We start from the raw sequence: 15,071 nt of genomic DNA, 5'->3' as shown, positions 1-15,071 counted from the left end.
TATTTATATCTTACCAGTAAGATATAAATAAATCAATAGAATTTTAAGAAAAAAAGCGCGAAATTTATGAAAAAATGAGCAAATTCGTGAAATGTTTATTTTATCAGATTCTCATAGGAATCTACATGGGTTGTTTTTTGTACCTCAAAAAAATAGTATGCTAGAAGCGATTCTAGCATACTATTTTTATCTTTGGGACAATCCCATGCTATGAATAAAGTTAGTGAATATCCTTTTTCTTAAAATTGCCACCTAGAATTTCAGTCATATTGCTGAAGGCCAAGAATGCCGTTGGATCAACGTCTTCTACAATGGATTTTAGTTTTGCTTCTTCTAATCGGTTAATGGCACAGAAGATAACCTGTTTGTCATCTTTTGAATAGCCACCTCTACCGTTAAGATAAGTAATCCCATGACCTAACCGATCCATAATGGCTTCACCAATTTCTTCTGCTTGGTCACTGATAATCCAAATTGACTTTGTTTGGTTGAAGCCTTCTGATACAAGATCAATTGTTTTAAAAGCTATGAAGTAAGCGATTAAAGAATACATGGCACGGTCGAAGCCGAATACAAATCCAGCACTCCCTAAGATGAATAGATTCATAAATAAAATGATTTGTCCAACAGAGAATGGTAGCTTTTTATTAAATAAAATAGCTAGTGTTTCGCTACCATCTAAACAGCCTCCAGCACGAATAGCGATCCCGACACCTATTCCGAGCATAATCCCACCGAGCACGGTTGCTAAAAGCGTATCATTTGTAAATACTTGTCCATGTGGAAAAAAAGATGTTGCAAGAGATAATACGACAATTCCATATGCTACTGAAATAGCGAAACTTTTGCCGATTTGTTTATACCCTAAATAGAGAAATGGTAAGTTGAATAAAAAGAGGAATAGACCAAGAGATATGCCTGTTATGTGAGATGCCATCATGGCAATACCCGTAACACCGCCATCAATTAAATGATTGGGGATCAGTACTCTTTCAAGACCAATAGCCATGATTAAAGCACCAAGAGTGATAAAAGCAAAGCGTAAAATAATTCTTTTATGTTTTGCTTTCCTTTTCGATATACTATCTGATTTGTCATTGTTGCCCATAGAAACACCATCCTTATATCTTTTTTACCATGAATAATTATACGTTTTCAAGTGATAGGCCTGGAAAATAAAAAATTTTTTCATAGGAGGCTTCAATAAAAAGAATGATGAAGCGTATAAAATAAAGGGATAAAGTTGTTCAAAGTTTAATATAAGAAACTCAGGCGTATTGATTAATTTTGTCCATAAAAACAGGGAAATTCGTTGATTTCCGCTTATGAAAATGAAACGAGCATCCTTAAAGGCTTTAAAATAATCTTTAAGAATGCTCGCTTATATAAGCGTATGAAGGATAAATCTTATTATTGCCATTTTTGACAAGCAAATAATTTCTCTAAAGAAATTTTGCCATTCATTATTGATGTCCTTGAGCAAACCACTCTGCGACATTCCATACCTTTGTGACAAGTCCATCGTAGAATTCTGGCTCGTGGCTGACCAAAACGATGGTTCCCTTATATTCTTTCATGGCCCGTTTTAGTTCGTTTTTGGCATCGATATCTAAGTGGTTTGTTGGTTCGTCGAAAAGCATCCAGTTACTTTCTTCCATCATTAATTTACACAATCGAACTTTTGCTTGTTCGCCACCGCTTAATTGGTTGAGTGGGCGGGAAATATGCTCATTTTTTAAGCCTGTTTTCGCAAGTAATGCTCGAACCGTTGCTTGTTCTAAAGAAGGGAAAGCATTCCATACATCATCAATTGGTGTAATTGATTCAGCTTTTACTTCTTGTTCAAAATAAGAAGGGAATAAGAAATCACCATGGTCGACTTTACCGCCAAGTTCTGGGATTTTGCCTAACATAGTTTTTAATAATGTCGATTTACCAATACCATTCATCCCAACGAGGGCGATTTTTTCGCCACGTTCAATCTGGAAGGTAAGTGGCGGAAGCAATGGCTTATTCTTGTCATAACCGATTAGTAAATTTTCAGCCTCTACCACATAACGACTAGAGCTACGAGCTTCTTTGAAGGAAAATTGAGGCTTCGCAGCTGTTTCAGGACGATCAATCCGCTCCATGCGATCCAATTGTTTTTGACGAGATTTTGCACGACCAGTAGTTGAAAACCGAGCTTTGTTTTTGGCGATAAAGGTTTCTTGCTTTTTGATAAATTCTTGTTGCTTTTCATAAGCATCTATATGTTGGCGCTTATTGATTTCTGCAAGCTCAAGGAATTTTTCATACGTCGCAGTATAACGTGTTAGTTTTGAAAATTCCAAGTGAAAAATAACATCGACGATACCATTCATAAATTCTGTATCATGTGAGATTAATAAAAAGGCATGCGGATAATCTTTCAAATAATTACTTAACCAATTGATATGTTCTTCATCTAAATAGTTTGTTGGTTCGTCTAATAGTAAAACTTTTGGCTTTTCTAAAAGGAGTTTTGCAAGTAAAAGCTTTGTACGCTGACCACCAGATAGTGCAGTAACATCACGATTCAAACCGATTGCATCAAGGCCAAGTCCCCGAGCCACTTCTTCGATTTTCATATCCAATGAATAGAAATCGCCAGCATCTAAGGCATCCTGTATAACAGCCATATCTTCAAGAAGTTTTTCTAATTCTTCAGGTGTAGCATCAGCCATTTTAGCTGTAATTTCGTTAAGTTCTTCTTCTTTTTTATAAAGAGGTAAAAAAGCATCACGTAATGTATCACGCATAGTTCTACCAGGTGTCAATACAGCGTGTTGGTCTAAATAGCCATAGTGTGTGCCTGGAAGCCATTCCACACGTCCTGTATCGTGAATAAGTTCTCCTGTTAGGATATGCATCAATGTGGATTTACCAACACCGTTTGCACCAACAAGACCAACATGTTCTCCTTCTACAATTCGAAAAGAGACATCTTTGAATAGGGTACGATCGCCAAAAGTATGGCCTAATTTTTCAACTGTTAATATACTCATTGATTTTGGGTCCTCCGTATCCATGCATAGAGTATGCATGGGTAGTGTAATTAGTAGTGTATTGGATAAAGCGAACTTCATTCAGTGGTGGATTTTCATCTTCCTCACTCACCGTGAATGGGTTGAACCGATTCGATCTAGCTTATACAGGCAGTCGCTTCATACAACTTTTGTTTTACGGGAATTTCAGAGTAGGGTCTTACTGCCTGTTTATGGGGGTTAAAAGGTATCTGTATAAAATTACTTGAAAATTTATCGAACAGTAAAAGCGCCTCTATGAAGGCAGGCGCTTGGGGATTATTCATAAGCTTTTAACTGTTTGTTTAATTCAGCTAGCTGTTGCTCCATATCGGCAAGTCGTTTTTCAGCTTTTTCAATCAGTTCAGGATATCCTGTAGATTCTAACTTTTCGATATCGCCTTGTTGACGAATATAGTCACTTTTTAATTCAGCGATTTGGAATAGTATTTCATCTTTCATTGGCATGTTCAATCTCCTTTATGGATAAGATCAATTGAAGTTCTATCTTTTTGTTATTGTATCATACCACTTGTTTTTTTGGCTTGCTCTTCTACTAAAAAAGCAGTTGATTTTGTTCGGCTGGAGATAAAACTTTTTAATAACGACTGAATGTATTGATTATTGCGATTTAAATCAATATTGAGTTGTTTACGAACCGCATGTTCGCGCCTTGCATCATGTAACAGAAATTCCATGACAGCATTTTGCAAGAGAGATTGTTTTAGTTTTTTACCCAATCCTAGATTAATAAAACCATTCGTTTCAGTAGGAAAAATATGCTGCATATCTAATTCATCTTGACAAGTTACAATACAAGGGATACCGATCGTCGCAACCTTATAAGGTGTATATTTTGCACCACAAATAACGATATCTGCCGTGCCTAGTAACTCATAAAAGGCATTGTTTTTTTGGATGATCTTAATATTTTTTCGGCTAAGTGCCATTAATTTAAGTTCATCTACATCATGTGCATAACTAGACTGTATGATAACCGATATTTTAATAGGAATTTGCAATTGTAATAAATGGCGTAAAACACGATAACTGGTGTTGTCTGGATCCATTCCTTCGATTGCCACAACAATATGAGGTTTATCGAATGAATCATTTGCTGTTTTTTGGATCGCCTGTAATTGCTTTGGTACAACATATGAAGAAGGGCCAATTAAAAAATGTGGTAATAATTTTTCACGTTTTTCTTGATAAAGTGTTTGAAAAACACAGTTTGCAGCTGTTCCGCCATCTCCGAAATCATCAAAATGAAGAATTGTGGGAATAAACGTCTTTAAATGATCGACCAAAGGTAATTCAGTACTCCCTGCATCATGAATAAGTATATCAGGAGAGAGCCTAGAAAGTTCTGATATCAATTGTTTTTCGTTTTTATAAACAATTGGATTGAAGCCTTTTTGAATAAGAAAATCAATCGCTTGTTCGTCGTGTTGAACAAGTATCTGAGTTTGCTGTTTATCGAACATTGTAGAGAGCGTAATGATTCTTTCGATCGGGTAAAGATTGTGGCAAGAAGTTACAGCTCCTACAAAGGCTATCTTTTTCGTTGTTTCCTCATTGTTTTGATATTTCATACATCTCCATCCTTTCCACTGCTCTTTTCAATTTATGGGATGAAGATGTGTAATATGTATAAAATCATCGTGAAACTCTAGGAACTTTGGATACTCTCCATAAGAAGCATAAAAATGCTCGTCCATCCTGACTTACAAAAAATCTATATATAACTGAAAAAATGATTTTATTTTTCCGTCAAAAGACTGATTTATTTGTTATTTTAAGCGTGACACCTTATATAGGGCTGCTGCATTTGTTACAATAAATTTAGGAATTCTGAATTGGAGGAAACAACTTATGAAAATCTTACTTGTTGACGGCACCATCATAGGACGAAAAACAGGTGCCATTTTAGAGCAAGTTGAGCAATATATTAAAGAATTTGACCATCATTTAGAAATTGAACAATTGCATTTAGCTGATTTTGATCATCAATTCGTGGATGGCCGCCCATTTGACGAATACAATGATGATATGAAAAAATTGGTAAAAACAATTGAGGGAGCAGATGGCTATATTTTTGCAACACCCATTTTCCAAGGCTCTATCCCAGGTGTTTTAAAGAATACATTTGACTTTCTCCATCCAAAAGCATTGCGATATAAACCAGTTTCAATCGTTGCAAACGGGGGCACTTATCAACATCATTTAGTAGTGGAAAATCAGTTAAAACCAATCCTTGATTATTTCCGCGCATTAGTAACACCTAACTATGTTTATACACATGCTGGTCATTTTGATAAAGAGTATAAAATTATTGATAAAGACGTTCATGAGCGACTTCGTGAAATGGCACGCGTCTTTGTGAAATATTGTAGATTAAGTGAGGATCTACCAAAAGAAACGATCGACCAACATTAGATGCAACAATAAGTTACTCTAATTAAGAAGCATAACGATCCTTTCCTGTATAAGATTGTTATCAATTGGATGATATGCTATAATTTACTTAATAGATTTGAACGGAGGTGAAAAGAATGAAAAATTCAGCTATGGTGACAAGTGTAAATGTAGATACAGCTATGTATTTTGCACGTGTCATTACTTTTGATTTTGCTCATAACGGGATAACTATGTCCTTTTTTAAAGCAAATCAAATAAAAAACGTAGCTGATTAACCATTCTTTTCACCTATTTTTAAAAAGAAGAGACTGCTCGTTAATGAGCAGTCTTTTTTGTATGTGAAGACTTTTCCGCTACGTATTCGGAGGGAAAGAAAATGTCTATAAAGGCAGAAAACATCACCAAGTCATTTGGTGGTCATATGATTTTTGAAAATTTAACAGTTGAAGTTCAGACAGCTGAACATGTAGCTATAGTAGGAAATAATGGATGCGGGAAAACAACATTATTACAATTATTAGCCGGTGTAGAAATACCTGATGAAGGAAGGATCATAAAAAAGAAAGATCATATGATTGGCTATTTGCATCAAATTCCTTTTTATCCTGATCATTCAGTAATAGATGTCTTAAAGGAAGCATTTTCTCCACTATTAACGATTCAGCGCAAAATGACAGAACTTGAGCAGCAAATGGCAGTAGCAGAAAAACTTGAAAAAATATTAAATGAATATGGACAATTACAGGAACAATTTATGCAATCAGGTGGTTATGAAATAGAGTCCAAAATGACAAGTGTCGCCAACGGCTTAGGGATTCATCAATTGCTGGAGCAGCCTTTTGAAAATCTGAGTGGTGGCGAAAAAACAAAGGTTATGCTAGGACAGCTTTTGCTTCAAAATCCTTCTATTTTGTTGTTAGATGAGCCGACCAATCATTTAGATTTACTAGCTATTGAGTGGTTAGAGGAATATATCAAAAATTTTTCTGGTACAGTACTTGTTGTTTCGCATGACCGCCAATTTATGAATAATGTTGTACAAAAAGTAATCGAGCTAGAAGATGGAGAAGCGAGTATTTTCCATGGAAATTATGATGACTATGTAAGGGGAAAAGAAGAACAGATTGCTCAACAATTTGCCCAATATCAGGAGCAACAAAAAAAGATTAAAAAAATGAAAGAAGCCATTAAACGTCTAAGACAATGGGCGAATGAAGCATCACCGCCCAATCCAGATTTATATCGTAAAGCAAAGAGTATGGAAAAAGCTCTGGCTCGAATAGAATTAGTTAAAAAGCCAAAAAACAGTCAGAAAATGTGCTTACAATTAGAGGCCAAGGATCGAAGCGGTAAAGAAGTCATTTCCGTTAAGAATGCTGCAAGGATTTATAAGACAACATTGCTGAAAGACGTTAGTTTTTCTGTATATTGGCAAGATCGTTTAGCGATTGTGGGCGAAAACGGTACAGGAAAATCCACCTTACTCAAAATGATGCTTGGGGAGGTGAAGCCAGATAGAGGACAGTGTATCATTGGTCGTAATGTGAAAATTGGTTATCTTGCTCAACAATTTGAAACGTTTGATGACCAAGCTAGATTAATCGATGCCTTCCGTGAAAATATCTCTATGACTGAAGGAGAAGCAAGGCATGTACTCGCACAGTTTCTATTCTATGGCTTTGATGTATATAAAAAAGTGTGTGATTTAAGTGGTGGGGAGAAAATGCGCTTACGGCTTGCTCAACTGATGCAGCAAGATATCAATTTATTGATTTTGGACGAACCGACCAATCATTTAGATATTGAATCGCGAGAAGTATTAGAGGATAATCTTCAAAATTTTACAGGAACCATCATTGCAGTAAGCCATGATCGCTATTTTTTACAAAAAATTTTTACGAGGATTGCGTGGATTGAACACCAAACCGTGACAATTCATCAAGGCGATTATCAATGGGCGAAGGAAAAGCAACAGGCAAAAAGTTTCCAGTTTAAAAACAAACGCGACTAAAGTGAAAAAGATAAATCTTTTGTTATCCTAGTAACCAATTGAAAATGTAATTGGGATGCAAAAGTCTAATGTATCTAGCTATACAATAAGAAAAGGGAGTTACGAATATATTCATGGATATTCGTAACTCCTTCGTCTTTGCATTCAAATTATTTTATCTATATAAACAGAACGTAAACTCCTCACTTCAAACTTCAAATTAAAAGCAGGGAGCACTGATTGATTCAACGCATGTGCAGTAGAGAATGAAGAAAACCTCCACTGCGTGAAATTTCCTTCATTAGAAAATCATTTAATCCAGCTTCATGTCTTTTAATAACTCTGCAAATGGATTATTAACCGCTTCTTCTTTTTGTTGTTTTTTTAAATACTTTTGCACACTTCGTTTATCCACTTTTCCGTTACCTTCCTTTTCACGGCGGGCTTTAAAAGTAGACAGTTTTTCTCGATAGCCACATTTGCATGCAAAGAATTGACCTTCACCCTCTCCTCGAAGCTCCATTTTCTTTTTACATTGTGGGCAGCGAGCATTAGTGATACGTGATACATTTTTTCGATAACCACATTCCCGATCCTGGCAGACGAGCATTTTGCCTTTTTTTCCATTGACTTCGAGCATTGGCTTCCCACAATCTGGACAGCATTTAGTGGAAATATTGTCATGCTTATATTTTTTGTCACTTTTTTTAATTTCCATGACGATTTTTTTCGTATGATCCTTCATTTCATTGATGAATAGGTCTTTTTTGAGCTTTCCTTTTGCAATTAGCTCAAGTTTTTGTTCCCATTCTGCTGTTGTTGCGGGTGATTTTAATTCTTCTGGCACTAAGTCCAGCAACTGCCGTCCTTTAGAGGTGATAAAGATCTCTTTGCCACCTCTTTTTTCGATTAGGAATGAGTTGAATAATTTGTCGATGATATCGGCACGCGTGGCAACTGTACCGAGTCCACCTGTTGATCTTAGTGTATCTGCTAACTTTTTATCATTTGATCCCATATATTTTGTAGGGTTTTCCATAGCAGATAGCAAGGTAGCTTCTGTAAAACGAGCTGGTGGTTTGGTTTGACCAGACGTTTGTATAATGGATTTTGTTTTTAATATATCCCCTTTTTCAAGCTGAGGTAACCGTTGCTCTTTTATATCATCCGTTGTTTCTTCATCATCAAAATGATTGGCGTATATTTCTTTCCAACCAGCATTGAGGATCAATTTACCCTTAGCGATAAATTGTTGCGTACCTATTTTTGCTTTTACAGTTAATTGTTCATATTCAAAGGCAGGGTACAGCACTGCTAAAAAACGTTTTATGACAAGGTCATATATTTTACGTTCATTACTTGAAAATTTTGCTAAATTTACATACCCTTCAGTTGGGATGATAGCGTGGTGATCGTTTACTTTTTGATCATCTACAAATGCTTTCGTTGCTTTAATCGGTTTTGCGGCTATTTTATGAGCATAAGAGCGATATTCTCCTATACCGCATGCTTTTAAACGTTCTGGAAGCGTACCTACGATATCTGAAGACAAATAACGCGAATCCGTGCGAGGATAAGTTAAAACTTTATGGTGCTCGTACAATTTTTGCATGATATTTAATGTTTCCTTGGCTGAAAATCCAAAAATTTTGTTGGCATCACGTTGAAGTTCTGTTAAATCGTATAAAGCAGGTGCAAAGGTTTTCTTCATCTTACGTTCAACGGAGAAGATCGTTGCATTTTTATGTTCAAGTGATTGAATTATCGTATCCATCTTTTCTTTTGAAAAGCTGCGACTGCTACCATTTGCATCTTGCCATGTCAATTGAAGTCCATCTGTTGTTTGAATTTCGATGCCATAGTAAGTTTGAGGTTTAAAATGTTTTATTTCATCTTCACGTGCGGCAACCATTGCAACTGTTGGCGTCTGTACACGGCCGCAGTTTAGTTGAGCATTAAACTTTGTTGTTAAGGCACGAGTGGCATTTAAACCCACATACCAATCTGCTTCAGCCCGTGCTACTGCCGCAGTATATAAATTTTCATAGGCTTTGCCAGGTTTCAAATGGTTAAATCCGTCTTTAATCGCTTTATCTGTAACGGAGGAGATCCATAATCGCTTAATCGGTTTACGAATTTTGGCTTTTTCAATGATCCAGCGAGCGACTAATTCTCCTTCGCGCCCTGCATCCGTTGCGATAATGATTTCATCGATGTCATTACGATGTAATTGTGCTTTCACAGCATGGAATTGTTTTTGAGTTTGTTTGATAATCACTAATTTCATATGTTGTGGAAGCATAGGAAGATCGTTTAAATTCCATGTTTTATATTTAAGATCATATTCTTCAGGATCAGCTAAAGTGACTAAATGTCCTAAAGCCCACGTAACGATATAGTTGTTTCCTTCTAAAAATCCATTGCCCTTCTTTGTACACTTCAAAACATTTGCTATATCACGTGCAACAGAAGGCTTTTCCGCAATTACAATTTTTTTTGCCATTTTTCGAACTCCTTTACTAACCATGTCCCGTCTACTATACCATACTTGCATTTAGGTAGCTTTAACCATTCTTGGTTAGAAGAATAAATTTACGTTTTTGTTTTATTAAAGTGAATAATTTCAAGTGTTCTGCAAAAATGATAGTCTTCCTATATATTGTAAAAAAATAAAAATATTTAATTTTTTGTGTTGACATTATCAATAAGTATGTTAGATTAAAATATGTAAATGATAATAGTAATCATTACGATTTATGAAGTTTTTGTGAAGTAGAACTTTAAAGAAAACAGAGGACACTTTCAGAAGGGGGTTATCATGCAGCAAGAAGTAGAATTTATAAAATTGAGTGCTACACAAAATATGACAATCCTTATTAAAACAAATCATCCTTTAAAAGACTATCCCAAAATTGCCGCGAAAATCATGTCTTATGATAGCGTACATGCCGAACAAGTAGGTTTTATAGAAAAATCAACAAATGATCAAGCTACTGCTAAGCTTTTTATGGCGGGAGAAGAATTTTGTGGCAATTCTTGTATGGCATTAGCTTGTTTAATCGCATCTGAACAACAAGCTGAAGCTAATGTCGTATTAGAGTCTTCTGGTATAGATGATTTAGTTTTATGTAATGTGCAAAAAAATATAGACCGATATGAATGTCAAGTAAAAATGCCAATTCCTCAAAAGATCTGGCAGAGTACGATTGACTATGAAGGTATTGGTAGGGACATCGTATTTATAAGATATGATAGTTATTTGCATATTATTTTAAAAGTAAGGTCATTCAGTAATCATTTGAAAGAAAGGATTCAAGATTTAGCGAGACTGCTTGGTAAAGCGTTGGACGAGCGATTAATAGGAATACTATTGTATAGGGAAGAAAGCAATGAGTTAGCCCCTTTAATCTATGTACCTGCCTTAGAAAGTATGGTTTGGGAACGAGGGTGCGGCTCAGGTACTGCATCTATAGGAATATATTTAGCATGGAAAAAGAAGAGAGAGATTATGGAGAAAATAAAGCAGCCAGGTGGCACCATTCAAGTATCGGCAAATTATACTGAAAAATCAAAGCATGTACAGATTAAAGGAATCGTCGACATTGTTGCAAAAGGAAGGGCGTATATTAAATTGTAAAAATAGGAGTGAAGTCAGTGGAGAAGACAGAAGAGTTTATAAGGAGTTTACATCTTTTTGCTGATCAATTTGAACAAATGGTCAAGGCTTATGATGACACATTCAATCGCTATATTGAATTGGAGAAAACGATTAATGACTATTCCGTCTTTATTACAAAAGAGAGCAACCAAATTCCGTGGAAAGTATTGAAAAAATCAGGAGAAATAAAGGATCTTATTAATAATTTGAGAGAGAATTCAGCTTATAGTGTAAAGATTATGGAGAAATACCGTGCTTTAAAATTATTAAATGAAGATGAAAAAAGTAATCGTTATTTTCAAAATATAGAGAGCTGTATTGAAGAGGAGTTTAGTAGTTTCCATATTACTGCCCAATCGAAAGTATTGTTAGTAGGTTCGGGATCTTTTCCGATGACACCATTATTAATCGCAAAACGAACAGGTGCTGAGGTTATCGGCATTGACATCGATGATGAGGCGATAATATTAGGAAGAAGAGTGGTGGCGAAATTAGGAGATCAACTAAATATTCAAATTGAAAATAAGTTTGTTGAGGAACTTGAATGCATCCATGATATTACACATATTATTTTCAGTTCCACAGTTAGCCGTAAATATGATATTTTAGATCAATTGTATGATCTCACGAATAACGAGGTTTTAATCGCTATGAGATACGGTGATGACTTGAAATCACTGTTTAACTATCCAATGAAAACAGTGGATGATACTAAATGGCATTTAATTGAACAGGTACTTCAACCTCATAATGTATTCGATGTGGCTTTATACCAAAAAGCATGATCAGAAAATATGGAGATGATATTTAGTATGACACCGTTCGAACGGGTTTTATTGTTAGGGACAGGGCCGACATCCATTCAACTGGCTGTTAATTTTAAGAATAATCTGAATTGTGAAATAAGTATTGCTGGTAGGGAGTCTATTCGCTCGAAGAACGTTTATGAAAACATAGCAAAGCAAGGCTTTTTAGTGAAGGCTAATACACAAAATAAACAACATCATACATTAAATGGAGAATGTGTCATCGACAAGCTTTATAAAGGTTACCACAAGATAGCAGGTAATTGGGATACGATTATTCTTTCGGTAACTACAGACGCTTATACCACAGTATTAAAGCAAATGGATCAGAAAGTATTATTGGATGCTAAATGTGTTGTTTTGATTTCCCCCACATTTGGTTCTAATAGTTTGATTGCTAGTTATTTAAAGAGCGTATCCTCTCAGGCAGAAGTTATTAGTTTTTCTACATATTATGGGGATACTCGATGGTTGAATGATACACCGTCCAATGAAGTACTAACAACAGGTATGAAGAAAAAGGTATATATAGGTTCGACGAAAAACAACTCTGAGCGGATGACCATATTAAAGAATTTGTTTCATCAATTGGGTATTCAGCTAGAAATGATGGCATCTCCATTAGAAGCGGAGACAAGAAATATTTCTTTATATGTACATCCTCCCTTATTTATGAATGAGTTCTCACTAAAGGAAATATTTGAAGAGACTACGGTCAAGAAATATGTTTATAAACTATATCCTGAGGGACCAATCACAAAGCAATTGATCCATAATCTATTGAATCATTGGAAAGAGATCATGGCAGTTGTTCAGCGATTAAACATTAAGACTCTTAATCTTTTGCAGTTTATGGTAGATGACAATTATCCTTTGAGGTCAGAAAGTTTATCACGTTCTGATATTGAAAATTTTGAGCAATTTGAACCTATCCATCAAGAATATCTGCTATATATTCGCTATGCATCATTATTAATCGATCCATTTTCTACTCCTGACGTAGAAGGAAGATATTTTGACTTTTCAGCTGTTCCAATTCGAAAAATGTTTCTTAATCTTGATGGTTATTGGGACATTCCAAGAATGCCAAAGGAAGATTATTACCGTGTGAAAATCATTCAAGGGATTGCTAGGTGTTTAAACGTTGATTGTCCAATGATCGATCAATTTATCCAAATTTATGAGAAAAAAATACAAGAGGTTGTGGCGGCTTCATCTGAAGTTTTACGATCAGACGCATTTACTGTGCGAACTTATTCAGAAGATATCCAGTTGATTTGCAATGAAATAAAGTCAAATTTAGAAACAACCACTTTTACAAAGTAAAATTTCATATAGTGCTGAGGGGCTTTTCTAAGATGAAATGTTCACTGGCTGAATCGGACTCTTAATAAGTTGGTCCTCTGCTTTACTTGAGTCTTGAAATGGGTGGATCTGGTCTTATTACCCGTAGTGCAGGATTGAATAATATGTTTTTGAAGAGAAAAGGAGAGAAAATCGTGTTTAAAAAAACTTGGTTGATGATTTCAATTTTTGTAATTTTATCGGTTATATCGGCATGCTCTACCTCAAAAGAAGGGGAAAAAGAAAAGTCAGACGAGTTAACATATGCAACAGTAAAGGATATCAATGATATGAATCCTCACCTCTATCCAGGTTCTATGTCGGCTCAAGGAATGGTGTATGAATCTTTAGTAGAAAATACAGAAGATGGCATTAAGCCACTATTAGCAAAGTCTTGGGATATTTCAGAGGATGGGAAGGCTTATACATTCCATTTGAGAGAAGACGTAAAGTTTCATGATGGAGAACCATTTAATGCGGATGCAGTGAAGAAAAACTTTGATGCTGTGCAAAAAAATAAAGAAAAACATTCGTGGATAAAATTATCGACCAAGATTGTAAATGTAGAGGCTACAGATGAATACACTGTGAAATTGACCTTATCGGAAGCTTATTATCCAACATTAGAAGAATTATCAATGACACGCCCTTATGTTTTTCTTTCGCCAAAAGATTTTAAGGATGGTGGAACAAAGGATGGCGTTAAAGGATTCCATGGGACAGGACCTTATAAATTAACAGAGCATAAGGTCGATCAGTATGCCATTTTTAAAGCAAATAAAGACTACTGGGCTGGTGCGCCGAAAATCAAGAAAATCACAGCAAAAGTGCTCCCTGCTGGAGAAACGACACTTTTAGCTTTACAAAAAGGAGAAGTGAATTTTACTTTTACAGATGATTGGGGAACAGACAGCATTAATGTTGAAGGAATGGAACAATTGGCGAAAACAGGGGATTACCAAGTAGTGAGAAGTAATCCAATGAATACGAGTATGATCGTGGCTAACAGTGGGAAAAAAGATAGTCCTGTTCATGAACGGAGCGTACGTGAAGCAATTTGGCATGCGATTGATCGGGAGACGATTAGCCGTGACATCTTTAGTGGGACTGTTAAGGCAGCAGATACACTTTTTGCTTCTAATGTGCCGTATGCAAATGTTGAATTAAAGAAAAGAGACTATGATGTGAATAAGGCAAAAGAAATTTTAGAGGAAGCAGGATGGAAAAATAGTGAAAAGGGAACGGCAATGAAAAAAGAAGGAAAGCCATTGACCATGAAGCTTTATTACGATAGTACGTCGCCATCGCAGAAAGCACAAGGGGAATTGATTCAAGATTCACTGAAAAAAATTGGTATGAATTTAGAATTAGTAGGAGAAGAATCATCTTCCATCGCTAATAGAAGAACAACAGGAGATTATGATTTATTATTCAACCAAACGTGGGGATTAGCCTATGATCCGCAAAGCACGATCTCAGCGTTTACATCAGAGTCTTCCTATTTGCATGCTACTGAAGGGATACCTAATGCAGAGCAGCTCTATCAAAAAATCGAAGATGTTTTAACATCTACAGATGAAGACAGTAGAAAAGCATTATACAAGGATATATTAACAACCGTTCATGAAGAAGCTATTTTTATACCGATTACAAATGGTAATGTAACAGTTATTGCTCCCAAAAGTTTAAATGGGATTTCATTTGAACAAACACAATATGAATTGCCTTTTGAAAAAATGTACTTTGAATAAGCGGTGAAATCTCTTAACGAATGATGTTGACTCATTACAAGATATTTGGAAAGGAAAATG

Annotated in this window: 12 protein-coding genes; 7 read left to right on the top strand and 5 right to left on the bottom strand. The window is 35.5% G+C overall.

The window, feature by feature from the left end:
* Window positions 1-220: 220 nt before the first annotated feature.
* The 4 genes from FEU33_RS14865 to FEU33_RS14850 form a co-directional block, all read right to left on the bottom strand.
* Entirely contained in the window at window positions 221-1,108 is an 888-nt protein-coding gene (locus tag FEU33_RS14865; RefSeq protein WP_146550264.1) for a YitT family protein, read from the bottom strand.
* Window positions 1,109-1,463: 355 nt separating this feature from the next.
* Entirely contained in the window at window positions 1,464-3,026 is a 1,563-nt protein-coding gene (locus FEU33_RS14860) for an ABC-F family ATP-binding cassette domain-containing protein (protein ID WP_146550263.1), read from the bottom strand.
* 297 nt (window positions 3,027-3,323) lie between these two features.
* Window positions 3,324-3,512 (bottom strand): SE1832 family protein, encoded by a 189-nt coding sequence (locus tag FEU33_RS14855; RefSeq protein WP_146550262.1) that lies wholly within the window; start codon window positions 3,510-3,512, stop codon window positions 3,324-3,326.
* Window positions 3,513-3,559: 47 nt separating this feature from the next.
* Window positions 3,560-4,636, bottom strand: a complete 1,077-nt coding sequence (locus FEU33_RS14850; protein ID WP_146550261.1) for a PseG/SpsG family protein — start codon at window positions 4,634-4,636, stop codon at window positions 3,560-3,562.
* 280 nt (window positions 4,637-4,916) lie between these two features.
* On the opposite strand from FEU33_RS14850, the gene FEU33_RS14845 reads away from it, so the two are divergent.
* From FEU33_RS14845 to abc-f, 3 genes are all read left to right on the top strand, one after another.
* The gene (locus tag FEU33_RS14845; protein ID WP_146550260.1) at window positions 4,917-5,480 is read left to right on the top strand and encodes an NADPH-dependent FMN reductase; all 564 of its coding nucleotides are present in this window, start codon (window positions 4,917-4,919) and stop codon (window positions 5,478-5,480) included.
* A gap of 116 nt (window positions 5,481-5,596) precedes the next feature.
* A complete protein-coding gene (locus FEU33_RS18880; protein WP_186725898.1) occupies window positions 5,597-5,737 on the top strand; it encodes an RAxF-45 family protein in 141 nt (46 codons plus the stop codon).
* A 101-nt stretch (window positions 5,738-5,838) separates the two neighbouring features.
* Window positions 5,839-7,473 (top strand): ribosomal protection-like ABC-F family protein, encoded by a 1,635-nt coding sequence (abc-f, locus tag FEU33_RS14840; RefSeq protein WP_146550259.1) that lies wholly within the window; start codon window positions 5,839-5,841, stop codon window positions 7,471-7,473.
* Window positions 7,474-7,765: 292 nt separating this feature from the next.
* On the opposite strand, the gene FEU33_RS14835 is transcribed toward abc-f, so the two are convergent.
* Window positions 7,766-9,955: a DNA topoisomerase III gene (locus tag FEU33_RS14835; RefSeq protein ID WP_146550258.1), complete on the bottom strand. Its 2,190-nt coding sequence runs from the start codon at window positions 9,953-9,955 to the stop codon at window positions 7,766-7,768.
* Window positions 9,956-10,270: 315 nt separating this feature from the next.
* Here FEU33_RS14835 and FEU33_RS14830 point away from each other — a divergent pair, with 315 nt between their 5' ends.
* The 4 genes from FEU33_RS14830 (at window position 10,271) to cntA (ending at window position 15,011) form a co-directional block, all read left to right on the top strand.
* The gene (locus FEU33_RS14830; protein WP_146550257.1) at window positions 10,271-11,089 is read left to right on the top strand and encodes a histidine racemase CntK family protein; all 819 of its coding nucleotides are present in this window, start codon (window positions 10,271-10,273) and stop codon (window positions 11,087-11,089) included.
* 17 nt (window positions 11,090-11,106) lie between these two features.
* On the top strand, window positions 11,107-11,895 hold the full coding sequence (locus FEU33_RS14825; RefSeq protein WP_146550256.1) for an SAM-dependent methyltransferase: 789 nt from the start codon (window positions 11,107-11,109) through the stop codon (window positions 11,893-11,895).
* A 27-nt stretch (window positions 11,896-11,922) separates the two neighbouring features.
* Window positions 11,923-13,242 carry an opine metallophore biosynthesis dehydrogenase gene (locus FEU33_RS14820; RefSeq protein WP_146550255.1) on the top strand — a complete coding sequence of 440 codons (1,320 nt, stop codon included), beginning with the start codon at window positions 11,923-11,925 and terminating at the stop codon, window positions 13,240-13,242.
* A gap of 194 nt (window positions 13,243-13,436) precedes the next feature.
* The gene (gene cntA / locus FEU33_RS14815) at window positions 13,437-15,011 is read left to right on the top strand and encodes a staphylopine-dependent metal ABC transporter substrate-binding lipoprotein (RefSeq protein WP_186731450.1); all 1,575 of its coding nucleotides are present in this window, start codon (window positions 13,437-13,439) and stop codon (window positions 15,009-15,011) included.
* The last annotated feature ends 60 nt before the right edge of the window (window positions 15,012-15,071 follow it).

This window comes from Rummeliibacillus suwonensis (assembly GCF_007896435.1).
GTDB lineage: Bacteria > Bacillota > Bacilli > Bacillales_A > Planococcaceae > Rummeliibacillus > Rummeliibacillus suwonensis.
Note: the sequence above shows the minus strand (reverse complement) of the source record. Positions and strands in the feature narration are given on the sequence as shown.

Excerpts from the sequence above, each read along its gene's own strand:
- FEU33_RS14835 (WP_146550258.1), bottom strand. The coding sequence starts at position 9,955 with ATGGCAAAAAAAATTGTAATTGCGGAAAAGCCTTCTGTTGCACGTGAT.
- FEU33_RS18880 (WP_186725898.1), top strand. The coding sequence starts at position 5,597 with ATGAAAAATTCAGCTATGGTGACAAGTGTAAATGTAGATACAGCTATG.
- FEU33_RS14860 (WP_146550263.1), bottom strand. The coding sequence starts at position 3,026 with ATGAGTATATTAACAGTTGAAAAATTAGGCCATACTTTTGGCGATCGT.
- FEU33_RS14845 (WP_146550260.1), top strand. The coding sequence starts at position 4,917 with ATGAAAATCTTACTTGTTGACGGCACCATCATAGGACGAAAAACAGGT.
- FEU33_RS14855 (WP_146550262.1), bottom strand. The coding sequence starts at position 3,512 with ATGCCAATGAAAGATGAAATACTATTCCAAATCGCTGAATTAAAAAGT.
- FEU33_RS14830 (WP_146550257.1), top strand. The coding sequence starts at position 10,271 with ATGCAGCAAGAAGTAGAATTTATAAAATTGAGTGCTACACAAAATATG.
- FEU33_RS14850 (WP_146550261.1), bottom strand. The coding sequence starts at position 4,636 with ATGAAATATCAAAACAATGAGGAAACAACGAAAAAGATAGCCTTTGTA.
- cntA (WP_186731450.1), top strand. The coding sequence starts at position 13,437 with ATGATTTCAATTTTTGTAATTTTATCGGTTATATCGGCATGCTCTACC.
- abc-f (WP_146550259.1), top strand. The coding sequence starts at position 5,839 with ATGTCTATAAAGGCAGAAAACATCACCAAGTCATTTGGTGGTCATATG.
- FEU33_RS14865 (WP_146550264.1), bottom strand. The coding sequence starts at position 1,108 with ATGGGCAACAATGACAAATCAGATAGTATATCGAAAAGGAAAGCAAAA.
- FEU33_RS14820 (WP_146550255.1), top strand. The coding sequence starts at position 11,923 with ATGACACCGTTCGAACGGGTTTTATTGTTAGGGACAGGGCCGACATCC.